The 21,761-nt window shown below is 65.9% G+C and carries 20 protein-coding genes, 1 pseudogene and 1 riboswitch; of the genes and pseudogenes, 19 read left to right on the top strand and 2 right to left on the bottom strand.

Annotated features, from left to right (window positions below; genetic code table 11):
• The first annotated feature begins 15 nt into the window (after positions 1 to 15).
• From MAAFP003_RS13720 to MAAFP003_RS13790, 15 genes and pseudogenes are all read left to right on the top strand, one after another.
• Positions 16 to 312, top strand: coding sequence for a WXG100 family type VII secretion target (locus MAAFP003_RS13720; RefSeq protein ID WP_096287714.1), 297 nt, complete (start codon positions 16 to 18; stop codon positions 310 to 312).
• 48 nt (positions 313 to 360) lie between these two features.
• Complete coding sequence (locus MAAFP003_RS13725; RefSeq protein WP_036469090.1) at positions 361 to 645, top strand: WXG100 family type VII secretion target; 285 nt, start codon at positions 361 to 363, stop codon at positions 643 to 645.
• Between the two features lie 91 nt (positions 646 to 736).
• Positions 737 to 1,639 (top strand): ESX secretion-associated protein EspG, encoded by a 903-nt coding sequence (locus MAAFP003_RS13730; RefSeq protein WP_090602183.1) that lies wholly within the window; start codon positions 737 to 739, stop codon positions 1,637 to 1,639.
• Positions 1,640 to 1,900: 261 nt separating this feature from the next.
• The gene (gene eccD, locus MAAFP003_RS13735; protein ID WP_096287716.1) at positions 1,901 to 3,412 is read left to right on the top strand and encodes a type VII secretion integral membrane protein EccD; all 1,512 of its coding nucleotides are present in this window, start codon (positions 1,901 to 1,903) and stop codon (positions 3,410 to 3,412) included.
• Positions 3,390 to 5,205 (top strand): annotated as a pseudogene (locus MAAFP003_RS13740) (type VII secretion-associated serine protease mycosin). The gene eccD and the pseudogene MAAFP003_RS13740 overlap by 23 nt, the downstream one beginning before the upstream one ends.
• Positions 5,206 to 5,224: 19 nt before the next feature.
• Positions 5,225 to 6,424, top strand: coding sequence for a type VII secretion protein EccE (eccE, locus tag MAAFP003_RS13745; protein ID WP_096287718.1), 1,200 nt, complete (start codon positions 5,225 to 5,227; stop codon positions 6,422 to 6,424).
• On the top strand, positions 6,421 to 8,253 hold the full coding sequence (eccA, locus tag MAAFP003_RS13750; RefSeq protein WP_096287720.1) for a type VII secretion AAA-ATPase EccA: 1,833 nt from the start codon (positions 6,421 to 6,423) through the stop codon (positions 8,251 to 8,253). Before eccE ends, eccA begins: the two co-directional genes overlap by 4 nt.
• 132 nt (positions 8,254 to 8,385) lie before the next feature.
• Positions 8,386 to 8,558: riboswitch (M-box (ykoK) riboswitch) on the top strand.
• Positions 8,559 to 8,911: 353 nt separating this feature from the next.
• On the top strand, positions 8,912 to 10,117 hold the full coding sequence (locus tag MAAFP003_RS13755; protein ID WP_096287722.1) for a PPE family protein: 1,206 nt from the start codon (positions 8,912 to 8,914) through the stop codon (positions 10,115 to 10,117).
• A gap of 21 nt (positions 10,118 to 10,138) precedes the next feature.
• The gene (locus MAAFP003_RS13760) at positions 10,139 to 11,335 is read left to right on the top strand and encodes a PPE family protein (protein ID WP_096287724.1); all 1,197 of its coding nucleotides are present in this window, start codon (positions 10,139 to 10,141) and stop codon (positions 11,333 to 11,335) included.
• A gap of 6 nt (positions 11,336 to 11,341) precedes the next feature.
• Positions 11,342 to 11,716 (top strand): DUF732 domain-containing protein, encoded by a 375-nt coding sequence (locus MAAFP003_RS13765; RefSeq protein ID WP_096287726.1) that lies wholly within the window; start codon positions 11,342 to 11,344, stop codon positions 11,714 to 11,716.
• Positions 11,717 to 12,556: 840 nt separating this feature from the next.
• Positions 12,557 to 13,825 carry a PPE family protein gene (locus MAAFP003_RS13770; RefSeq protein ID WP_096287728.1) on the top strand — a complete coding sequence of 423 codons (1,269 nt, stop codon included), beginning with the start codon at positions 12,557 to 12,559 and terminating at the stop codon, positions 13,823 to 13,825.
• A 73-nt stretch (positions 13,826 to 13,898) separates the two neighbouring features.
• Positions 13,899 to 15,308, top strand: coding sequence for a PPE family protein (locus tag MAAFP003_RS13775; RefSeq protein WP_096287730.1), 1,410 nt, complete (start codon positions 13,899 to 13,901; stop codon positions 15,306 to 15,308).
• A gap of 12 nt (positions 15,309 to 15,320) precedes the next feature.
• Entirely contained in the window at positions 15,321 to 15,644 is a 324-nt protein-coding gene (locus MAAFP003_RS13780; protein WP_096287732.1) for a DUF732 domain-containing protein, read from the top strand.
• 17 nt (positions 15,645 to 15,661) lie between these two features.
• The gene (locus tag MAAFP003_RS13785) at positions 15,662 to 15,991 is read left to right on the top strand and encodes a DUF732 domain-containing protein (RefSeq protein WP_096291140.1); all 330 of its coding nucleotides are present in this window, start codon (positions 15,662 to 15,664) and stop codon (positions 15,989 to 15,991) included.
• A gap of 155 nt (positions 15,992 to 16,146) precedes the next feature.
• Positions 16,147 to 16,857 (top strand): MgtC/SapB family protein, encoded by a 711-nt coding sequence (locus tag MAAFP003_RS13790; RefSeq protein ID WP_423790897.1) that lies wholly within the window; start codon positions 16,147 to 16,149, stop codon positions 16,855 to 16,857.
• Between the two features lie 3 nt (positions 16,858 to 16,860).
• Here MAAFP003_RS13790 and MAAFP003_RS13795 read toward each other — a convergent pair whose 3' ends face one another.
• Positions 16,861 to 18,057, bottom strand: coding sequence for an NAD(P)/FAD-dependent oxidoreductase (locus MAAFP003_RS13795; RefSeq protein ID WP_096287734.1), 1,197 nt, complete (start codon positions 18,055 to 18,057; stop codon positions 16,861 to 16,863).
• 80 nt (positions 18,058 to 18,137) lie between these two features.
• On the opposite strand from MAAFP003_RS13795, the gene MAAFP003_RS13800 reads away from it, so the two are divergent.
• Positions 18,138 to 19,079 (top strand): sterol desaturase family protein, encoded by a 942-nt coding sequence (locus MAAFP003_RS13800; RefSeq protein WP_207768532.1) that lies wholly within the window; start codon positions 18,138 to 18,140, stop codon positions 19,077 to 19,079.
• A gap of 119 nt (positions 19,080 to 19,198) precedes the next feature.
• The gene (locus tag MAAFP003_RS13805; RefSeq protein WP_096287736.1) at positions 19,199 to 19,879 is read left to right on the top strand and encodes an Rv1815 family serine proteinase; all 681 of its coding nucleotides are present in this window, start codon (positions 19,199 to 19,201) and stop codon (positions 19,877 to 19,879) included.
• 6 nt (positions 19,880 to 19,885) lie between these two features.
• Here the strand turns inward: MAAFP003_RS13805 and MAAFP003_RS13810 are convergent, their stop codons facing one another.
• Entirely contained in the window at positions 19,886 to 20,329 is a 444-nt protein-coding gene (locus MAAFP003_RS13810; RefSeq protein ID WP_096287738.1) for a nitroreductase/quinone reductase family protein, read from the bottom strand.
• 117 nt (positions 20,330 to 20,446) lie between these two features.
• On the opposite strand from MAAFP003_RS13810, the gene MAAFP003_RS13815 reads away from it, so the two are divergent.
• Positions 20,447 to 21,130 (top strand): TetR/AcrR family transcriptional regulator, encoded by a 684-nt coding sequence (locus tag MAAFP003_RS13815; RefSeq protein ID WP_207768533.1) that lies wholly within the window; start codon positions 20,447 to 20,449, stop codon positions 21,128 to 21,130.
• Between the two features lie 125 nt (positions 21,131 to 21,255).
• Positions 21,256 to 21,756, top strand: coding sequence for a VOC family protein (locus tag MAAFP003_RS13820; RefSeq protein WP_096287740.1), 501 nt, complete (start codon positions 21,256 to 21,258; stop codon positions 21,754 to 21,756).
• Positions 21,757 to 21,761 lie beyond the last annotated feature (5 nt).

Consider the following 21,761-nt stretch of genomic DNA (forward strand, 5'->3'; position numbering starts at 1 on the left):
AAGGAGAAAGGCAACATGGCAACACGTTTTATGACCGACCCGCACGCGATGCGTGCGATGGCGGGCCGTTTTGAGATGCACGCGCAGACGGTGTCGGATGAGGCTCGCAAGATGTGGGCGTCGTCGATGAACATCGCCGGTGCGGGCTGGAGCGGTCAGGCCCAGGCCACGTCGTACGACACGATGGGTCAGATGAACCAGGCGTTCAACAACATTGTCAACATGCTCCACGGCGTGCGTGACGGACTGATCCGTGACGCCAACAACTACGAGACGCAAGAGCAGGCCTCGCAGCAGATCCTCAGCCAGTAGCCGCGAAAAGCGGATCAACCCAACACTTTTCACTCAGGAGGATAGACAATGTCGATCAACTACCAGTTCGGAGATGTGGACGCGCACGGCGCCCTCATCCGCGCGCAGGCCGCTTCGTTGGAGGCCGAGCACCAGGCCATCGTTCGCGATGTGCTGGCTGCCGGCGACTTCTGGGGTGGCGCCGGTTCGGTGGCGTGCCAGGAGTTCATCACCCAGTTGGGTCGCAACTTCCAGGTCATCTACGAGCAGGCCAACCAGCACGGGCAGAAGGTGCAGACCGCGGGCAACAACATGGCCAGCACCGACAGCGCCGTCGGGTCCAGCTGGGCCTGACACCCGAAACTTCAGGCGCGGCAGCACACCATCGGTTCGGTGTGCTGCCGCGTCCTGCGGTTACCGTGCACAACAACTATCCGGGGTACTAATGGACCAGCAGAGCACTCGCACCGACATCACCGTCAACGTCGACGGCTTCTGGATGCTCCAGGCGTTACTGGACATCCGACACGTCGCTCCGGAGCTGCGGTGCCGGCCCTACGTATCCACCGACAGCAGTGACTGGCTCAACGATCACCCCGGCATGAAGGTGATGCGGGAGCAGGGCATTGTCGTCGGCGACGATGTCAATGAAGAAGTAGCGGCGCGGATGCGGGTGCTCGCCGCGCCAGATCTTGAGGTCATCGCACTGCTGTCTCGGGGCAAGCTGCTCTACGGCGTCGTCGATGACGAAAACCAGCCCCCGGGCTCCCGCGACATCCCGGACAACGAGTTCCGGGTGGTCCTGGCCCGGCGTGGCCAGCATTGGGTCTCGGCGGTTCGCGTCGGCGCCGACATCACCGTCGACGACGTCGCCGTCGCGGACAGCGCGTCGATCGCCGCCCTCGTACTGGACGGCCTGGAGTCGATTCACCACGCCGAGCCCGCCGCGATCAACGCGGTCAACGTGCCGTTAGACGACATGCTGGAAGCCACCAAGTCGTGGCAAGAGTCCGGCTTCAACGTGTTCTCCGGCGGCGACCTGCGCCGCATGGGCATCAGCGCCGCTACCGTCGCCGCGCTGGGCCAGGCGCTTTCGGATCCGGCAGCCGAGGTTGCTGTGTATGCGCGCCAATACCGCGACGACGCCAAGGGGCCCAGCGCCTCGGTGCTGTCACTAAAGGACGGTTCTGGCGGCCGTATCGCGCTTTACCAACAGGCGCGGACCGCGGGTTCGGGGGAGGCCTGGCTGGCCATCTGTCCGGCGACTCCGCAACTGGTGCAAGTCGGGGTCAAGACCGTGCTGGACACACTTCCGTACGGCGAGTGGAAGACCCACAGCAGGGTGTAACAAGAAGTATCAAATGTTAAGGCTTGTAACGCTTTTGAACTCAGGGTGCGGCCAGGCCACGAACACGTCATACTGCTCTATGAATAAGCAGCAAATAAAGAATGTCAGAGTCGGCGGATTCACCAATCGCGAGGCGGGGTAAATGGAATTGGAAAAGGTCGAACCACTACTTTCCGGAGCCTCGGCAAGTAGGTCGACAGAGCCCTTCACGCGACTGGCGATCCAGAGCCACACGTTCACCACGACAGGGGGTGCAGCCCGATGACTGCGGTAGCTGATGCGCCACAGGCTGATATTGAGGGGATCTCACAGCCACGGGCAGTCGTAGTCGGCATCATGGCCGGCGAGGGCGTCCAGATCGGCGTCCTGTTGGACGCCAACGCCCCGGTGTCGGTGATGACGGACCCGCTGTTGAAGGTGGTCAACAGCCGCCTGCGCGAGCTCGGCGAGACTCCGCTGGAGGCGACGGGTCGCGGCAAGTGGGCGCTGTGCCTGGTTGACGGCTCGCCGTTGCGCGCCACCCAGTCGCTGTCCGAGCAGGACGTTCTCGACGGCGACCGGTTGTGGATCCGGTTCGTCCCCGACACCGAAAAGCGCTCGCAGGTCATCGAGCACATCTCGACTGCCGTCTCGCAGAACCTGAGCAAGCGGTTCGCCGCGATCGACCCGGTCGTCGCCGTGCAGGTCGGCGCCGCGATGGTGTCCGGCGGCGTTTTCCTCGCCGCGGCCCTGCTGGGCTGGTGGCGCTGGCACCACAACTCTTGGCTGACCACGATCTACGCCGCGGTCATCGCCGCGGTCGTCCTGGGCGTATCGATGATGCTGTTGATGCGCGCCCAGACGCAGGCCGATCGGCGCATCGCCGACATCATGCTGGTCAGCAGCCTGGCCCCGCTTTCGATCGCCGCGGCCGGGGCGCCACCGGGCGGTGTCGGATCGCCGCACGCGGTGCTGGGCTTCGGCGTCCTCACCATCGCCGCGATACTGGCTCTCCGGTTCACCGGACGCAGGCTGGGGTTGTACACCGCGATCATCACCGTCAGCTCGCTGACCACGATCGCGGCCCTGGCTCGGATGGTCGCCATGACCAGCGCCGTGACGATGCTGACGACCATCGTGCTGGTCTCCGTCATCGGCTACCAGTGCGCGCCCGCCATGGCGCGACGGCTGTCCGGCATCCGGTTGCCGGTGTTCCCGTCGGCCACCAGCCGCTGGGTCTTCGAGGCACGGCCCGATCTGCCCACCACCGTGACCCGCACCGGCGGCGGCCCGCCGGTCCTCGAGGGACCCGCGTCGGTGCGCGACGTGCTGCTGCAAGCCGAACGTGCCCGATCGTTCCTGTCCGGTCTGCTGCTCGGCTTCGGCGTGCTGATGGTGGTCTCGCTGGCGGGGCTATCGGACCCGCACACCGGGGAACGGTGGCTGCCGCTGCTGCTGGCCGGTTTCAGCGCCGGCTTCCTGATGCTGCGCGGCCGCTCCTACGTGGATCGCCTGCAGGCGATCACCCTGGCCGGCACGTCGGTGATGATCGTCGCGACGGTCGTGGTGCGCTACGCGCTGGAACTGCAGTCGCCGCTGTCGGTGTCTGTCTGCGTGGGGATCCTGGTGCTGCTGCCCGCGGCGGGATTGGTGTCCGCGGCAGTCGTCCCGAACAGCATCTACAGCCCGCTGTTCCGCAAGTTTGTGGAATGGATTGAATACGTCTGCCTGATGCCGATCTTCCCGCTGGCGTTGTGGTTGATGAATGTCTATGCAGCAATCCGGTACCGGTAACGGCAAGGTGTGGCGTAGGCGCGCATCCCGTGCGGCGATCGCCGCACTCCTGCTCACATCGGGTTCACTAGCCGGGTTACCGCCCGCCTACGCGATATCGCCGCCGACGATCGACCCGGCGGCGGTGCCGCCGGACGGTCCGCCCGGGCCGCCGGCGCCGATGAAGCAGAACTCGTACTGCACCGAGGTCGGGGTGCTGCCCGGCACCGATTTCAAGCTGCAGCCGAAGTACATGGACATGCTGAACATGCAGGAGGCATGGCAGTTCGGCCGCGGCGCCGGGATCAAGGTCGCCGTCATCGACACGGGTGTGACCCCGCATCCCAGGTTCCCGCACCTGATCCCTGGCGGGGACTACATCATGGGCGGCGACGGGCTGTCCGACTGTGACGCGCACGGCACCATCGTGGCGTCGATGATCGGCGCGGCACAGGCAAACGGCGCGGCACCGCCGCCGGTGGCGGGACCGCGCAAGCCGGTGACGATTCCGACTACCGAGGCGCCGCCGAAAGCGCCACCGCCGCAGACGGTGACCCTGTCTCCGTTACCGCAGACCGTGACCATGGTTCCGGCCACGCCGCCATCCGAGGGCCCGCCGCCGCCACCGTGGATGCCGCAGCCACCGCCGTCGGCCGGGGCCGCCACCCGCACCGGCGGCTCCCGGAGCCGCCAACCATGGCGGCGGCACGGTGACGATCCCGGCCTACTCCGGTGGCGGGCAGACGATTCATATCGGCAATCCGCACCCGCTGGCGCCGACGCCGACGCCCGCACCGCCGCCTCCGCCACCACCGCCCGGGTCCGCGGGGCCCGATGCCTATAGCGGCATCGCTCCCGATGTCGACATCATCTCGATCCGCCAGTCCAGCCAGGCCTTCGGCCTCAAGGACGCCTACACCGGCGACGAGGACCCGCAGACCTCGGCGAAGATCTCCGGCGTCGAGACCATGGCACGGGCCATCGTGCACGCCGCCAACATGGGGGCTTCGGTGATCAACATCTCCGACGTGACCTGCATGAGTGCGCGCAACATTATCGACCAGCGAGCGCTGGGAGCCGCTGTTCGCTACGCAGCGGTCGACCGCAACGCCGTCATCGTCGCCGCCGCCGGCGACACCAGCAAGAAGGACTGCAAGCAGAACCCGATCTTCGATCCGTTGAAGCCCAAGGACCCCCGCGACTGGAACGCTGTCACCACCGTGGTGACGCCCTCCTGGTTCAGCGACTACGTATTGACCGTCGGCGCGGTGGATTCCGAGGGTCACCCGCAGACCCAGGGCAGCAACGGGCAGGGCCCGTCGAGCGTGGCTGGACCGTGGGTGGGGATCGCCGCGCCCGGAAGCGACGTCATCGGGCTCTCGCCGCGCGACGACGGGCTGATCAACGCGATCGACGGACCGGACAACTCGCTGCTGGTCCCCAGCGGCACCAGCTTCTCGGCCGCGATTGTCTCCGGCGTGGCCGCACTCGTACGCGCCAAGTACCCGCAGCTGTCGGCGTATCAGGTGATCAACCGGCTGGAGCGGTCAGCGCGTGCACCGGCCCGCGGCGTCGACAACCAACTCGGTTACGGTGTCGTCGACCCGGTGGCGGCACTGACCTGGGACATTCCCGACGGCCCGCTCAAGCCGCCGCAGCAACTGTCGATACCGTTGAACGTGCCGAAGGCGCCTCCGCATCGCGACATGCTGCCGGTGTGGGTGGCGGCCGGGGGATTGACCGGCGCACTGTTGATAGGCGGCGCCGTATTCGGTATCGCGACGTTGATGAAGCGTCGTAGGCAGCAACAATAAGGGCGGAGCAGTAACAGCAATGAAGGCTCAGCGCAGGTTTGGGTTGTCCTTGTCGTGGGCGCGGGTCACGGTCGTGTTCTTGGTCGTCGTCGGGATCCTGTTGATCGCCAGCCACTGCCCCGAGTCGTGGCAGGGCAAGTACCACATCGCCTGGTGGGTGGGTGTCGGCATCTCGGTGATCATCACGTTGCTGTCGCTGGTCACCCATCACGGCCTGACGGTGACCTCCGGCCTGGCCGGTTGGCTCTGGGACTGGTCCGCCGACCCGGGCACCACGCTGGCCGCCGGTTGCACGCCCGCGCTCGACTACCAGCGCCGGTTCGGGCGCGACAAGGTCGGGGTGCGCGAATACGACGGCCGGCTGGTCACCGTGATCGCGCTGGACGGCGACGACGACGCCACATCGCGCCACCACCGCCAGAAGAGCGCGCCGCCGGCCAGCGTGCTGGTGCGATCGGTTGCCGCCGGACTGCGCCAGTTCGATGTCATCCTGGACGGCATCGACATCGTGTCGGTGCAGATGCGCCGCGGCGGTAACGCCGCCGAGTTGTCCAAGCTCGACAAGTTGGGTCCCGAGGAGTGGGGACTGGTCAGCGATCAGCCCGCCTCGTACGTGCGCCGTACCTGGCTGGTGCTGCGGATGAATCCGCAGTCCAACGTCGCCGCGGTAGCGGCCCGCGATTCGCTGGCTTCCACGCTGGTCGCGGCCACCGAGCGGCTGGTCCAGGATCTGGACGCACCGGGCTGCACGCCCCGGCCGCTGACCTCCGAGGAGATCGCCGAGGTCGACAGCGCCGTGCTGGCGGACCTGGAGCCGACCTGGAGCCGTCCCGGCTGGCGTTACCTGAAGCACTTCAACGGGTTCGCGACCAGCTTCTGGTTGACGCCGTCGGACATCACCACCGAGACGCTGGAGGAGCTGTGGTTGCCCGACGCCGAGGCGACCGTGGTGACCATCCAGCTCACCGCAGACGACGGCCACCCCGAGGTCTCCGGCTGGGTGCGCTATCACAGCGACAGCAGGTTGCCCAGGGGAGTGTCGTCGGGACTGAACCGGCTCACCGGCCGCCAGCTGGCCGCGGTGCGCGCGAGCCTGCCTGCTCCGACGACTCGCCCACTGCTGGTCGTGCCCACTCGAGGACTGCTCCCCGACGACGACCTAGTGCTTCAGGTGGGCCAGGTGCGGGAGGACGCTGAGCGCTTGCTCGCGGGTCAATGAGCCGCCCGCAATCGACGGCGGAGGACGCCCGTAACGCAATGGTCGCCGGGCTGTTGGCGTCGGGAATCTCCGTCAACGGTCTTCAGCCCAGCCACAACCCGCAAGTGGCGCTGCGGATGTTCAGCACGGCCACCACGCTCGACCCGGCGATGTGCGACGCCTGGCTGGCACGGCTGTTGGCCGGTGACCAGAGCATCGAGGTGATCGCGGGAGCCTGGGCGGCGGTAAGCACGTTCGGCTGGGAGACCCGTCGGCTCGGCGTCACGGAAATGCAGTTTCATCCCGACGTCTCCGACGGGCTGTTTCTGCGGCTGGCGGTGCTCAGCGTGGAGTCGCTCGCGTGCGCGTACGCCGCGGTCCTCGCGGAGGCAAAGCGCTACGAGGAAGCCGCCGAACTGCTCGACCGCGTCGAGCCGCGCCAACCCATCGACGAAGAGCTGATCGCCTACGTGCGAGGGGTCCTCTACTTCCGTGCCGGACGATGGCCGGATGTCCTCGCGCAATTCCCCGAGGGAAAGATCTGGCGCAACCCCGAATTGAAGGCGGCCGGCGCGGCGATGGCGACCACGGCGCTGGCGTCGCTCGGCGTCTTCGAGGAGGCGGTGCGGCGCAGCCAAGACGCCATCGAGGCGGATCGGGTACCGGGAGCGGCCAACGTCGCGCTGTACACCCAGGGCATGTGCCTGCGACACCTCGGACGCGAGGAAGAAGCCGTCGAGGTGCTGCGCCGGGTGTACTCCCGCGACCCGAAGTTCGGCCCCGCCCGCGAAGCCCTCGACAACCCCAACTACCAGTTGGTGCTGACCGACCCCGAAACCATCGAGGCGCGCACCGACCCGTGGGACCCGGACAGCGCACCGACCCGCGCGCAGACCGAGGCGGCCAAGCAAGCCGAGACGGCGGCCAAGTACCTGGAAGAGGGTGACGCCGAGCTCAACGCCATGCTGGGCATGGAGCGAGCGAAGCGGGAAATCAAACTCATCAAGTCCACGACCAAGGTGAACCTGGCGCGCGCCAAGATGGGACTTCCGGTGCCGGTCACCTCGCGCCACACCCTGTTGCTGGGCCCGCCCGGAACGGGAAAGACCTCGGTGGCGCGTGCTTTCAGCAAGCAACTGTGCGGGTTGACGGTGCTGCGCAAGCCCGTGGTGGTGGAGACCAGCCGCACCAAGCTGCTGGGCCGCTACATGGCCGACGCGGAGAAGAATACCGAGGAGATGCTCGAGGAAGCCCTGGGCGGAGCGGTCTTCTTCGACGAGATGCATACGTTGCACGAGAAGGGCTACCAACAGGGCGACCCGTACGGCAACGCGATCATCAACACCCTGCTGCTGTACATGGAGAACCATCGCGACGACCTGGTGGTCTTCGGCGCCGGCTACGCCAAGGCAATGGACAAGATGCTCGACGTGAACCAGGGTCTGCGACGGCGCTTTTCGACCGTGATCGAGTTCTTCAGCTACACGCCCGACGAGCTGGTCGCGTTGACGCGCCTGATGGGCCAGGAGAACGAAGACGTCATCACCGAGGAAGCAGCCGAGGCTCTGCTGCCGTCGTACACCAAGTTCTACTCCGACGAGAGCTACTCCGAAGACGGGGACCTGATCCGCGGCATCGACACACTCGGTAACGCCGGCTTCGTGCGAAACGTGGTGGAAAAGGCCCGCGACCACCGGAGCTTCCGCCTCGACGACGAGGACCTCGACGCGGTACTGGCCAGCGACACCACCGAATTCAGCGAGCTTCAGCTGCTGCGGTTCAAGGAACTCAGCGGTGATGATCTGCTCGAGGGCCTCAGCGCGGCAGTCGCGGAGAAGAAGTCGAGCTGAACGCCCGCTCACTAGACTCCTAACACGGCCGCGGGGCGGCCGAATGGATTTGGTGTGGCGGCGCAGTGAATTGTTGCGAACGCCTCGCAGCAAGCTTGACTCACTCTGTCTCGAATGCCACGATGGCCTGTGCAAGCACCTCGTTAGGTGAGGCTTCCATTACGGATATAGGCCACTGACCTCAAACGTCGAAAGACGCCCAGGGTCAGGACAGCTCTTCCCGGCTTAAGGGTTGAGCCCAAGTGGCTTCTGGCTTCGGCCGGATACGCAGTGTGGTGCCGAAGCTCTGATGAGAGGGGTGCCGGATCCGGCGAACGCGCCTGTGTCCCCATCCCTTCGTGCAGAATAAAGGCATATCGGTGTGCCCAGGCCGCAAGGAGGTGAGAACGAAATTAATCCCGGTGATAGTCCTATTTCTCGATCGATGACGTTTCGTTCGAGCCGGTCAAGGCTTCGCACTTGCCTGTCGGCTTGCACCGAGTCGCCTAGCCACGTTGCGCAATCGGTGTACGTCCTGGCAAGGGTCGCGCCTCCGGCTCACCCTTATTCCTGAGGAGAACTCCGATGACCTCTGCCGACGTACAGACCACTGCCGGTTCGTGTGCGGCCACCAAGGCAGCCAACGTAACGGCCACCTGTTAAGCGCCGAGGGGGAACCATGCTGGATTTTGCGGCGTTACCGCCGGAAGTCAATTCGACCAGAATGTATTCTGGCCCCGGGTCGGGGCCCTTGCTTGCCGCTGCCGCCTCCTGGAATGCGCTTGCCGCTGAAATGCGTTCCGCGGCAACCGATTACGAGTCGGTGCTCCGGGAACTGAGCAGCGCGGGCTGGATCGGTCCGTCGTCGGCGTCGATGTTGGCCGCGGCCGCGCAGTACCTGGCGTGGCTGAACGCCACTGCGGCCCAGGCCGAACAGACGGGTATGCAGGCTAACGCGGCCGCCACCGCTTTCGAGGCCGCGTTCGCCGCGACGGTACCCCCACCGGTCGTCGCGGCCAACCGTACTTTGCTGGCGAACCTGGTGGCCTCCAACATCTTCGGGCAGAACACCCCGGCGATCGCGGCCACCGAAGCTCAGTACATGGAGATGTGGGCGCAGGACGCCGGGGCGATGAACGGCTACGCGACCGCCTCGAACGCGGCTGCGCAGATGACACCGTTCACCTCGCCGCAGACGAACACCACTCCGGATGCGGCAACCGGACAAAACCAGGCGGTCTCTCAGGCATTGAACTCAGCGACCGGGAACACGCAGTCGTTGTTGTCGGGTAACACCTTGTCTACCAATGACGTCAACGCCCCGGCCGCTCCGCAGGCGTCGGGATCGCTCTACGATTACCTCACCCAATTCTTCGGCAACACGAACAACACAGCCGCGGGCCAGTTCTTGAGCAGCAACTTCTTCGCCAACTCGATCCTGAACGGTTCGATCGCCGGCGGCCCGTTCAACCCGCAGTCCATCATCGGAACGGTCGAGGGCTTCAACTTCTTGCAGACGACGGCCACAACGCTCGGCGGTCTGGACGATTTCACTGGCGGTGCCGAGGCCGCAACCACCAGCCTGACGGCCAACTCGGTGGGGTCGGTGAGCATGGGTGGTGCTTCGGCGGGAATCGGTAATGCGCATCTGATCGGTTCGATGTCGGTACCGCCCAGCTGGAGCAACGCCGCCACGATCAGTGCCGGTCAGGGACCGGCGCCGGTCACCGGCCTCAGTGACATCGGGTCCGCCGGGACGCCGGCCGCGGGCGGACCGGGCGGTGTTGCCGGGCCGTTGGGTGGCACCGGGAAGAGGTTGCGCCGCGCCATCCCCAGGTACGGGTTTCGGCCCGTCGTCATGCCGCGCCCGCCGGCCGCCGGATAAGAGACTTCAGGAGGAGATGTCATGCTGAACTTTGGGGCGGTACCGCCGGAAGTCAACTCGGCCAAGATGTACGCCGGACCTGGGTCCGGATCGATGCTGGCCGCCGCGGCGGCATGGAACGCGGTCGCTGCTGAGATGCGTTCGGCGGCAAGCAATTACGAAGCGGTGATCAAGTCGCTGGTCAGCGAGGGCTGGCTGGGGCCGGCGTCGGCGAAGATGGCGGCCGCGCTGCAGCCGTATCTCGAGTGGATGAGCACCACCGCCGCGCAGGCCGAGCAGGCCGGCGCTCAGGCCAACGCGGCCGCTGCCGCGTACGAGGCCGCGTTCGCCGCGACGGTGCCTCCGCCGTTGGTGGCCGCCAACCGCACGCTGCTGGCGAACCTGGTGGCTACCAACATCATTGGCCAAAACAGCGGGGCGATCGCGACCACCGAGGCCCAGTACGGCGAGATGTGGGCGCAGGATGCCTCCGCGATGACCAGCTACACCGCGGCGTCGCGGGCCGCCACTGCGATGACGCCGTTCAGCGACCCGCAGTCCGACACCACCCCGGATGCAACGGTCCTGCAGGCCGACGCGGTCAACAACGCCAATGCCCTGGCCGCCCCGCTGGCTGCCGGCGCGGGGGACAGCATATTCACGCCCGGCTCGGGTTCGGACACCACCGGACTTTCCGGGTTGCTGAACATCTTCAGCAATTCAAACCCGAATCTGCTGGGTGCTTTCCTCAACAACAACAGCGTCTCCGGCCTGTCGAACGCCTTCACCACCAACGGCATTCTGAACCCGACGACGATCATCGATCCCGCCGCCACGGCGGCCGCGAACAGCGCCGTACAAAGCGCGACCACGTCAGGCTTAGAGGATCTGGCCGCCGGCCTCGGTGGCGCGGCTGCTGTGTCATCGACGACGAGCCTGCCGGGCGCGGCTGCCACCGCGGCGGTAGGACAGGCGAGTCTCGTTGGGGCCCTGTCTGTCCCGCCGACCTGGGCCGGCAGCGGAGCGACCGTCAGCACGGTTGCGGCCACGACTCAGGTCGGAGCCGGGGCGTACCACAGCTTTGGCGCCGCCACCCCGATGGTGATGGAAGAAGCCGGGGCAGTGGGCATGCCCGGGGTGCCGCTGGCCGGTGTTCCGGGTGCACACGAGGATGAGTTCGCGGACCCGATCTACGGGTTCCGGCCCCGCGTCATCGGGCGCCCACCCGCCGCCGGTTAACGACATATGAAGGCCCTACCGTTTCTGGCAAGCGTCGTCACCCTGATCGGCCTGGCCGCACCGGCACACGCCGATCCGGCTGACGACGCCTTCCTCGCGGCGCTCAACAACGCGGGCATCACCTATCACGACCCGGAGCACGCGATCAAAGCCGGCCAAAAGGTCTGCGACCTGGCCAATTCCGGGACCTCGCAGCTCGACATCATCCGCGACATCCGCGATCTCAACCCGGCATTCACCATGACGAAGGCCGCGCAGTTCGCCAAGGCGGCCGCCATGGCCTACTGCCCAGAACGCCTCTCCACCGACAGCGGCGGCAACGACCCCCGTGGTGCCGGCACCTACCCGGGCGGTGGCGGTGGCGGCGGCGGTGGCGGCTGATCTCGCCCTTTCGCCCTCACAGCAAACCTGCAGACGTCGATAAGCCGCGTAGCAGTTCTACATGTTTACGTTAGGTGAAATGTAGGGGAGCTGCATATGACCATTGCGTACCCATGCGGCGCTGCCGTGGGACAAAGGGCGTCGATCCGTGCCCAGACCACCTGCTCCGGCGCCGAGCCCTAGCCCGGCACCGGCGATGCGCTTGCCGCAGGGGACTTTTGGCGCCGCACGGGAATATCTACGGACTAATAGCAGTCACGGTTAATTGCGATTTCGACGACACGCCGTGCGTATTTCATGCCGTTCCGGATAAATGCGGCGCGGATTTCAGGCAGCCATAAGTCAGACGCTTGGCTACTGTTAATGCGGGAATTTTTATTTCCTCATAAACGCTTATTCTGGGCTCATCGATGGGAGGCCAAATAAGCGGAACGCGATTGCGAACTGTGTCGGCAGGCGCTACATTTCCCGAATTTTGAATACCCAGGGCCTGCTATAGTACACTTCGCTGAAAAGTGGATGCATGGCGTTTATAATGGGCTTACTTCAGCACATGTGTTAGCTATATCACTTTGACGATCTCACACGGGCGGTCCGCGCGGTGACATTTCTTTTTTACAGCGTGATTACCGAAGTGAACGTGCCTCGCATGATTTTTGCCTATAACATTCGCAACATCGAGGCGTTGTGAACGAGTCAGGACCGGACCAGACATGCTGTCGTTAAACACGTGTCATACAACGTGGATTCGATGTATTTCATTAGAGCTGCGGCGCGTTTGCGGCGAGGGCCATGAAACCGGGCCTACCATGGCGGCCAAATGAGGGAGCGGAGGTAAAAATGTTGGACTTCGGGGCGTTACCACCGGAGATCAACTCCGGTCGGATGTACGTCGGTGCGGGATCGGGGCCGATGTTGGTCGCCGCCGCCGCCTGGGACGAGTTAGCCGCGGAGCTGTTCTCCACGGCGGCGCTGTACGGCTCGACGATCCAGAGCCTCTCAGTCGGGCCATGGACCGGCCCCTCCTCGATCGCGATGGCCGCCGCCGCCGCACCGTATGTGCAATGGATGAGCACGACGGGGGCTCAGGCAGAGCAAGCGGGCATCCAGGCCAAACTTGCCGCGGGCGCGTACGAGGCGGCCTTCGCGGCGACGGTGCCGCCGCCCGTCATCGCGGCCAACCGCTCCTTGCTGGCTACGTTGATCGCGACCAACATCCTGGGACAAAACACGCCTGCGATCGCGGCCACCGAAGCCCAGTACATGGAGATGTGGGCGCAGGACGCTGCCGCGATGTACGGCTATGCCGGGTCGTCGGCGACGGCGTCGTCGCAGCTGCAGCCGTTTGCCGAGCCGCCGCGGACCACGAGCGACTCCGGGACGGGGATGCAGGCGGCCGCACTGGCCCAGTCGAGCACTACCTCGGGCACCGAAACCGGCACTCATCTATCTCAGCTCGCCAGCACGATGCAACCGGCCTTGCAAACCATGTCGACGACCACCACCGCGGCAGCCGACCCGTCGACGGGACTGACGGTGCCGCCCGCCGTAACCAACTGGAACACGATCTGGTCGGCTATCACGGGTGTGTATTCGCCCCAGTCGTGGAGCACGATTCCTGGTGGCCCTTTCCTTTCGTTCGGTCAGGCATACGCGTGGGGCCAGAACGGGCAAAGCGCCGCGGCCTATCTGTCTGGACCGAAATTAATCAAAGGGGCGTTGGAGCCGCTGACGAGGAGCGCCGCCGGCATCCATCCGATGCTCAGCTCCGCCGTCAGCGAAGCTCAGGTCAGCGGGTCGATGGGTAAGTCGGCGTTGGTCGGAAGCATGTCGGTACCGCAGGGTTGGACCGAAGCCGCTCCGAACATCCGGATGCTGGCGCAGTCGCTGCCCACCACCTTGGCGGCCGCGCCGGCCGCCTCACTGATCGGCGAGGAAGGCGTCTTCAGCCAGAGGGCGTTGTCCAGCCTGGCTGGCCGCGCCGTCGCCGCGACCGCAACCCACACGGTGAGCGGCAATGCCGCGACGGCGTCCGCGCTCGGCGGTCTGGTGGCCGAGGCAGACCCCGCAGCCGCCACCATCATCGTCATACCGGCTCTGGAGGACTGATGGCGATGAACACGACGCATAGCAACACGGCACGGTTCACCCATACTCGCGCAGCTAGGTAAGGGGTAACGACATGTTTTACGGAGCCTTTCCACCGGAATTCAATTCGGGCCGCATGTACGCCGGCCCGGGAGCGGAGTCACTGGTGACGGCAGCGACGGCGTGGGAGAACCTGGCCGTCGAATTGCAGTCGATCGCGACGTCTTACTCCGAGGTGATCTCGAATCTGACCACCGGGCCATGGGTGGGCCCGGCGTCGCTTTCCATGGCGGCCGCCGCCGCTCCTTACGTGGCCTGGATGGAACAAACCGCAACGCGGGCCGCACAGACCGCCGCCCAGGCAACCCAGGCGGCCGCCGCATACGAGACGGCGTTCGCCGCGCACGTGCCGCCCCCGCTCATCGCGGCCAACCGTGAACTGCTGACGCAGCTGATGGCGACCAACCTCTTCGGGCAGAACACCGCAGCGATAGCGACCACCGAAGCGCAATACGGGGACATGTGGGCTCAAGACGCCGAAGCGATGGACACCTACTTCGCCTCCTCGGCAACCACCGCCAACAACCTGGCAGAGTTCAGCCCCGCGCCGCAAACCACCAACGCGGCCGGCCCGGAGATGCAGGCCGCCGCGCTCACCCAATCCTCCGGTAATGCGGCCGGAAGGGCGGTATCCAACCTGGCAGGAACAACAAACTTGGCCACCGCAGCAACCGGTGCCACCGGGCCGCTGGCGGGGCTAGCCGACATCGCTACCGCCTACCAGACCTTCTGGACGAATCTGCTGAACACCATCCCGGGCGGGGCGAGTTTCTACACCGCCATGTACAACGCGGTGAAGGTGCCAATCGGGCTGACCACGCAGTTCAACGACATCGGGCTGCTGATCAACTTCCCGGTCTCGCAGTGGCTCAAATTCGCCCCGCCGGTCGCATACGGCGCGCTGCCGAAAGACGCGCTGGGCGCTGGCCTGGGCGCGTTGGGCTTTACCCGCGGCACGCTGTTCGACTCCATCAGCCCGACAGCCGGTTTCGCTCGTGGCACGTTGGTCGGATCGTTGACGGTCCCACCCAGCTGGGCCTCGGCCACCCCGGCAATCAGGACGGTGGCGGCCGCCCTGACTGCCGCGGGCCCCGAGGCGATCCCGGCGGCCGCCCTCGGCCAGGGCAGTTTGTTCAGTTCGATGGGGATGGCCGGAATGTTGGGTAGCGCGATGGGCGCTGGTGGTCCGACCGTGGTGCGCGCGGGCATCCGAAACCGGATGACCCCGATCAAAGACCTCAAGGACAAGAACTCACCGGAGCACCTGAAACATCTGGTAGCGCAGATATCGGAGAAGCCCGAAACTGTGCAGCACCACAATGTCGATCAAGAAGGCCTCGATGCGCTGCTCGAACAGCTGGCGAAGAAGCCCGGAATCCACGCGGTGCACCTGAAAAAGGGCAAGTCCAAGGTCGTTCCTTCCGAAGAAGCGCAATCAGGATAGGGGACAGGTGATATGAAACGGCTACTGATAGCACTTGGCATTGCCGCGATGATCGGCTTCGCGGCGCCGGCGTACGCCGATCCCGTTCCGGAGCCCAACGGCGACGACGCGGGTTTCCTTGCGGCACTTCGCCAGGCGGGGTTCAGCTTTTCCAGCGAGGGTGCTGCGGTCGCGGCCGGCCGGGCGGTGTGCTCATGCTTGAACAACGGCGAGGACAATCTGGAGTTGCTCCACGACGTCAAAAGCCGCAATCCCGGGATGGATATGGAGATGGCATCGAACTTCGCGGTGATCTCGGCGAAATTCTATTGCCCGCACCAACTTTCGAAGGCATGAACGAGAGCCGGTTCCCAATGCGATCACTGCTGGCGCTACTGGGTGCTGCCGCGATGCTCGGCGTGGCCGCGCCCGCCCACAGCGATCCGGCCGGCGGCTCCGACGACGCCGACTTCCTTGCGACGGTACGCGGCGCTGGCATCACCTATACCGACTCGGCTCAGGCCGTCGCATTCGGAAAGACGGTGTGCGGCTTGATGGGCGCCGGCAAATCCGGGCCGGAACTGATTCAGCACCTGCAGCGCGACAACCCCGGACTGACGACCGACCACGCCACCCTGTTCGTGGGAATAGCGGCGAAGTACTACTGCCCGCAGCGGCTCAACAAGCCGGCCCCGGCGGGGTAGTGACGCCAACCGCCGGCGGCGCAGAGGTTGCGCGAGAATGTCCACCGGGCAACCGGCATGGTTGACATCCATACACTGTTCACCTGTGAGTGGTTAGCTGGTCGCCACCGGCACGGCGACGACGCGGCCACGCCGTCGGGGGGAAGGAGTCCGGTATGTCGCAGATGTTGAGCGTCGCCGATTTCGCGCTCCGGCTGGGCGTCGGGGTGGGCTGTGGCGCCCTGGTCGGGATCGAACGGCAGTGGCGAGCCCGACGGGCCGGTCTGCGGACCAACGCACTGGTGGCCGCAGGTGCGACCTTGTTCGTGCTGTACGCGGTCGCCACCCCGGACAGCAGCCCCACCAGGGTCGCGTCCTACGTGGTGTCCGGTATCGGCTTCCTCGGCGGTGGGGTGATCCTGCGCGAGGGCGTCAATGTCCGGGGCCTCAACACCGCCGCCACCCTGTGGTGCTCCGCGGCGATAGGTGTGCTGGCCGCCTCCGGAAACCTGGTGTTCACGTTGATCGCCACCCTCGCCGTCATCAGCATCCACGTGGTGGGCCGCCCGCTGGGGCGCGTCATCGACCATGACAACGACGCCGAGGACGACGAAGGCCGTCAACCCTTCCTGGTGCAGGCAGTCTGTCGCCCGAAATCCGAGAAGTACGCCCGCGCCCAGCTGGTCCAGCACGCCAGCAGCAACGACCTGACGCTGCGCGGCATCCACACCGGGCAGTCCGACGACGACGAGATCACTTTGACCGCACACCTTCTCGTGGATGGCCACACACCGGCCAAGCTCGAGCGCTTAGTCGCCGAGCTGTCCCTGCAGCCCGGCGTTCGCGCGGTGCAGTGGTACGCCGGTGACGACGCACAGGCCGACTGACGGCTACGGTCGCGCCTGCAACTCCGGTGCGGCCGCGGCCAGCAGGTCGGCCCGGACGCCGGTCAGTGGGGGATAGATCCGCTTGGAATTGATGGTCCGCTTGGTCGTCTTGGCGTCCATGCCCGTGGCGACAACCACGCGGTCCCACCCTTCGGTGTAGACGGCGCCGGCCGGTCCTAGATCGAGAACCGTTACATACCAAGGGATCCGAAGAGCGAGCATCGGCTCCCCGCACAGATCGCTGATGACGTTGTAGCCGGCGTAACGGCCCATCGGCCGCCCATGCTGGCACGACATCACCGACAGGTGCTCGTCGTCCATGCGGGCCGCCGCCACATCGCCCGCGGCGAAGATCGACCCGACCCCGATCACCCGCAGATAGTCATCGACGGGCACCCGGCCGGAGCCGTCGCGCTTGACCGGCAATTGTTCGGTCAGCGAGCTCGCCCTCATCCCGGCGCACCACACGACCGTGGCCGCCTCCAGCCGCTCACCCGAGGACAGCGTCACGCCGTGCGGGCTGACCGCGTCGACACCGACTCCGGTCCTCGTCTCAACCCCGTTGTCCGACAGCGCTTTTTCGATTACCGGCCGCGCCGAAGCACCCATATCGGATCCGACCAGTGGATTTCGGTCGACGAGAATCACCCGGGGAATTCCGCAGGACAACGCGCGCAACCGGTTCGGCAGCTCGCATGCCGTCTCGATGCCGGTCAGCCCGGCGCCGACCACGACGACCGTCGCCGCCGCCGGCGGCGGATCCTCGGCGAGCCGTTGCAGATGCCGTTGCAGCGCGATTGCGCCGTCGTAGGTGTCGACGTCGAAACCGAACTCCCGCAGCCCCGGCACCGCGGGTTTGAGCACCCGGCTGCCCGAGGCCAGCACCAGCCGGTCGTAGCCGTACGTCGCACCATCGGCCGTGCCGACAGTGCGCGCGCCGGCGTCGATCGCGGTCACCTCGGTCACGACGTGGGCCACGCCGGCGGGGTCCAGGAGTTCGGCCAGCGGGAGGTGGCAGCCGCTCAAGTCGGCCTCGTAGTTGCGCACCCGGATGTCGTGGAACGGCGTCGCGCTGAGCACGGTGATGCCGACGGTCCCCGCCGGCACCGCGAGCTCGTCGAGTCGCCGGGCAGCGCCCAACGCCGCCCACAATCCCGCAAATCCGGAGCCGATGATCAGCACCGCCAGCTTGTCCGCCATCAGCCACAGTCTGGACTGTCCGGTGGCCGGAGCAACAGATCGGGCTGATGACCGCCGTCACGAGGCCGTAACCTGTCTGTGTGAGTGCGATCACCGGATTTTTAGCCGTGCTGCCCCCGCAGCTGCGGGACCCGGTGCTGTTCGCGATCCCGTTCTTCCTGCTGCTGCTGCTTCTCGAGTGGACAGCGGCGCGCAAGCTCGACCGGCTGGTGGCCGCCGCCGAGGATCCCCGGCCGGCGTCGGGCGCGTATTTGACCCGCGATTCGTGGGCCAGCATCTCGATGGGGCTGGTGTCGATCGCCACCACCGCCGGCTGGAAGACCTTGGCCCTGTTCGGGTATGCGGCGATCTATGCCTACCTGGCGCCGTGGCACCTGCGGGTAGACCAGTGGTACACGTGGGTGATCGCGATCCTCGGCGTCGACCTGCTGTACTACGCCTACCACCGAATCGCCCACCGGGTGCGGTTGATCTGGGCCACTCACCAGGCCCACCATTCCAGCCAATACTTCAACTTCGCGACCGCCCTTCGCCAGAAGTGGAACAACAGCGGCGAGATCCTGATGTGGATTCCGTTGCCGCTGTTGGGGATTCCGCCCTGGATGGTGTTCTTCGCCTTCTCGGTCAGTCTGATTTACCAGTACTGGGTGCACACCGAGCGGATCGGCAAGCTCACTCGACCGATCGAGTTCGTTTTCAATACGCCGTCACACCATCGCGTGCACCACGGCATGGACAAGGTGTACCTCGATAAAAACTACGGCGGCATCCTGATCATCTGGGACCGCCTGTTCGGCAGCTTCCAGGCCGAGCTGTTCCGTCCGCATTACGGGCTCACCAAGCAGGTGGGCACCTTCAACATCTGGAAGCTGCAGACGCGCGAATACGTCGCGATCGCGCGCGACTGGCGCTCGGCGAGCGGGTTGCGCGACCGACTGGGTTACGTATTCGGACCGCCGGGCTGGACTCCGCGCCCGGCCGCTGCCACCGACGACTCCGTTCGGCTGGCGACGTCGTCGTAACTGACGTCGCTGTAACGCTAGCCCGGGCTAGCGCGAAAAGGTCGATGACGAAACAGTAACGACGTAATCTCAACTTGTGGTCGGAGCACGCGCCGGCCTTGACGGAACGGAGTCCGTCCATGGTGTACCGCATGACACTTCGCGTACTGGCCGCGACAATCGCCGCCCTGGCCTGCACCCCGGGCGTGCCGGCCGGCGCCGCCCATGCTGACCCGGTGGTGGTGTCCCCGGGCATGGAGATCCTGCAGGACAACCGGCTGTGCACCCTGGGCTACGTCGATCAGGCCGCGAGAATCGCCTACACCGCCGGGCATTGCCGCAGCACCGGAAACATCGTCACCGACAGAAACCGCAACCCGATCGGCCATCTCGCGACCTTCCGCGACGACACCCCCAGCGGCTCGACCGTAGCCGTCGACCAGGCCATCAGCGACTATGAAGTGATCGCGCTGGATCCCAATATCGCGCTGAACAACACGCTGCCGGGCGGACGGCCGCTGGTGTCGAGCCCGAACGTGGCGCTGCAGCCCGGGCAAGCGGTCTGCCACTTCGGCGTCTCCACCGGTGAAACCTGCGGGACCGTCGAAGCGGTGAACAACGGCTGGTTCACCATGTCCCACGGTGTCCAGAGTCATCCGGGCGACTCCGGCGGACCGGTGTATCTCGCCTCGGCCGCCGGTCCGGGGCAGATCGTCGGGATCTTCAACAGCATGTGGGGCGACTTTCCCGCGGCGGTGTCGTGGCGGTCCACTTCCGAGCAGGTCCACCAGGACATGGCGGGGCAACTCAACGGCGGCTGACGCGCATCACCGCGCCCCGAGCACGAACACCGGTATGGACGGGGCGCCCGCGCGGAACTCGTCCTCCGTCGAATCCGGCGTCAGGCCCGCCACATAACCCTTGACCTGCCAGTACCACCTGTCCAGGTAGCGCTTCAACACCGGGGGCTTGGCCGCATCCTCGACCTCGGTGGCCGTCAGGCGTTTGCGACGCCACCGCGGCCCCACCTCGACCACGCCGGCGGCGCGCACGTTGCGTGCCCATTGGGTATTGCCTCGCGGCGAGACCAGATAGTCCACGCCGTCAATGGTCAGCAGGTTGATCACCACCGCGCGCGGCTTTCCCGACTTGCGCCCACGGACGCGCAGCGCACGGGTTCCCGCGATGCTGACCCCGAGTTCGGCGAGCCAGCGGATCACGGCGTTTCCGGCGCGGGCGACACGGTTGGGTTCCTCGTAGCGGGTGGACATGGGGGATCCTCTCGAGCGGCCTGGAACGTGAGAGCAGTGCTCTCTTGCTTGGTCACGATGACACAACACCCGCGGAAAAGCAAGAGCGGTGTTCTCGGATTGTGCAAGACTGATGACGTGGGCAAACGCCAGGAGTCGCGGGAACAGATCGAGGCGCGCATCGTCGAGCTGGGCCGTCGGCACCTGGTCGATCGCGGCGCGGCCGGGCTGTCGCTGCGCGCGATCGCCCGCGACCTGGGCATGGTCTCCTCGGCGGTGTACCGGTACGTGTCCAGCCGAGACGAACTGCTCACCCTGCTGCTCATCGACGCCTACTCCGACCTGGCCGACGCGGTGGATCGAGCCCGCGACTCCGCCGACGAAGTGTGGAGCCACGACCTCGTCGCGATCGCCCGGGCGGCGCGCCACTGGGCCGTGGAGCATCCCGCCCAGTGGGCCCTGCTGTACGGCAGCCCGGTCCCCGGATACCACGCGCCCGCGGAACGCACCGTCGGAGTAGGCACCCGCGTAGTGGGAGCCCTCTTCGATGCCATCGCCGCCGGGATCACCACCGGGGATATCCGGTTAACCAATACCGTTGTCCCGCAACCGATGTCATCGGACTTCGACCGGATCCGGCAAGAGTTCAGCTTTCCCGGCGACGACGCCGTCATCGCCAAGTGCTTCTTATTCTGGGCCGGGGTACTGGGCGCCATCAGTCTCGAGGTGTTCGGACAATACGGCGCCGACACCCTGACCGACCCGGAAGCTGTCTTCAACACCCAACTCGGGCTGCTGGTGGACATGCTCGCCCAGCACTGACCCACCTCATCGGGGTCCGAATTAGAACGTGTTCACCCGGCGATTCCGGACACCGAGCGCCGGATTACGGCAAAGAATTTCCGGGCCTTTCTGAGGGCCGACGGACTGGGCTATCCTGCCAAACGATGACGCTACCCGTTCAATCACCGATACAGATCGCCTGGGTCACCCAAAATCTGGATGCCACCGAAACGGCTCTCACCGGCCTGTTAGGCGCCCGGAAGTGGGTGCGGATACCCGACGTGCACTTTGCTCCGGACAGCTGCAGCTACCGCGGCAAGCCGGCCGACTTCGTCGCCCACATCTCCTTGAGCTATCTCGGCGACATGCAGCTGGAGCTCATAGAACCGGTCAGCGGGGAGAACATCTATAGTGAATTTCTCCGTGACTGCGGGCCGGGTCTGCACCACATCTGCATGGCGGCCGAAACCCCCGAGCAATTCGACGCGGCACTGGCCGACGCCGCCAAGCACGGCGCCGAGGTGGTGCAGCAGGGCGTGATGCCCGGCGGAATCCACTTCGCGTACATCGCAGCGCCGCAGGCAGGTGTGCCGTTCGTGGAGATCGCGTACCTGTCGCCCGAGATGAGGGCGTTCTACGACTACATCAAACAAGAGCAAGGGTGAGCCGC

Origin of the sequence: Mycobacterium ahvazicum (assembly GCF_900176255.2) — a bacterium.
Lineage (GTDB): Bacteria > Actinomycetota > Actinomycetes > Mycobacteriales > Mycobacteriaceae > Mycobacterium > Mycobacterium ahvazicum.

Coding starts and splice junctions, on each gene's coding strand:
- MAAFP003_RS13720 (WP_096287714.1), top strand. CDS start 16: ATGGCAACACGTTTTATGACCGACCCGCACGCGATGCGTGCGATGGCG.
- MAAFP003_RS13725 (WP_036469090.1), top strand. CDS start 361: ATGTCGATCAACTACCAGTTCGGAGATGTGGACGCGCACGGCGCCCTC.
- MAAFP003_RS13730 (WP_090602183.1), top strand. CDS start 737: ATGGACCAGCAGAGCACTCGCACCGACATCACCGTCAACGTCGACGGC.
- eccD (WP_096287716.1), top strand. CDS start 1,901: ATGACTGCGGTAGCTGATGCGCCACAGGCTGATATTGAGGGGATCTCA.
- eccE (WP_096287718.1), top strand. CDS start 5,225: ATGAAGGCTCAGCGCAGGTTTGGGTTGTCCTTGTCGTGGGCGCGGGTC.
- eccA (WP_096287720.1), top strand. CDS start 6,421: ATGAGCCGCCCGCAATCGACGGCGGAGGACGCCCGTAACGCAATGGTC.
- MAAFP003_RS13755 (WP_096287722.1), top strand. CDS start 8,912: ATGCTGGATTTTGCGGCGTTACCGCCGGAAGTCAATTCGACCAGAATG.
- MAAFP003_RS13760 (WP_096287724.1), top strand. CDS start 10,139: ATGCTGAACTTTGGGGCGGTACCGCCGGAAGTCAACTCGGCCAAGATG.
- MAAFP003_RS13765 (WP_096287726.1), top strand. CDS start 11,342: ATGAAGGCCCTACCGTTTCTGGCAAGCGTCGTCACCCTGATCGGCCTG.
- MAAFP003_RS13770 (WP_096287728.1), top strand. CDS start 12,557: ATGTTGGACTTCGGGGCGTTACCACCGGAGATCAACTCCGGTCGGATG.
- MAAFP003_RS13775 (WP_096287730.1), top strand. CDS start 13,899: ATGTTTTACGGAGCCTTTCCACCGGAATTCAATTCGGGCCGCATGTAC.
- MAAFP003_RS13780 (WP_096287732.1), top strand. CDS start 15,321: ATGAAACGGCTACTGATAGCACTTGGCATTGCCGCGATGATCGGCTTC.
- MAAFP003_RS13785 (WP_096291140.1), top strand. CDS start 15,662: ATGCGATCACTGCTGGCGCTACTGGGTGCTGCCGCGATGCTCGGCGTG.
- MAAFP003_RS13790 (WP_423790897.1), top strand. CDS start 16,147: ATGTCGCAGATGTTGAGCGTCGCCGATTTCGCGCTCCGGCTGGGCGTC.
- MAAFP003_RS13795 (WP_096287734.1), bottom strand. CDS start 18,057: ATGGCGGACAAGCTGGCGGTGCTGATCATCGGCTCCGGATTTGCGGGA.
- MAAFP003_RS13805 (WP_096287736.1), top strand. CDS start 19,199: ATGGTGTACCGCATGACACTTCGCGTACTGGCCGCGACAATCGCCGCC.
- MAAFP003_RS13810 (WP_096287738.1), bottom strand. CDS start 20,329: ATGTCCACCCGCTACGAGGAACCCAACCGTGTCGCCCGCGCCGGAAAC.
- MAAFP003_RS13820 (WP_096287740.1), top strand. CDS start 21,256: ATGACGCTACCCGTTCAATCACCGATACAGATCGCCTGGGTCACCCAA.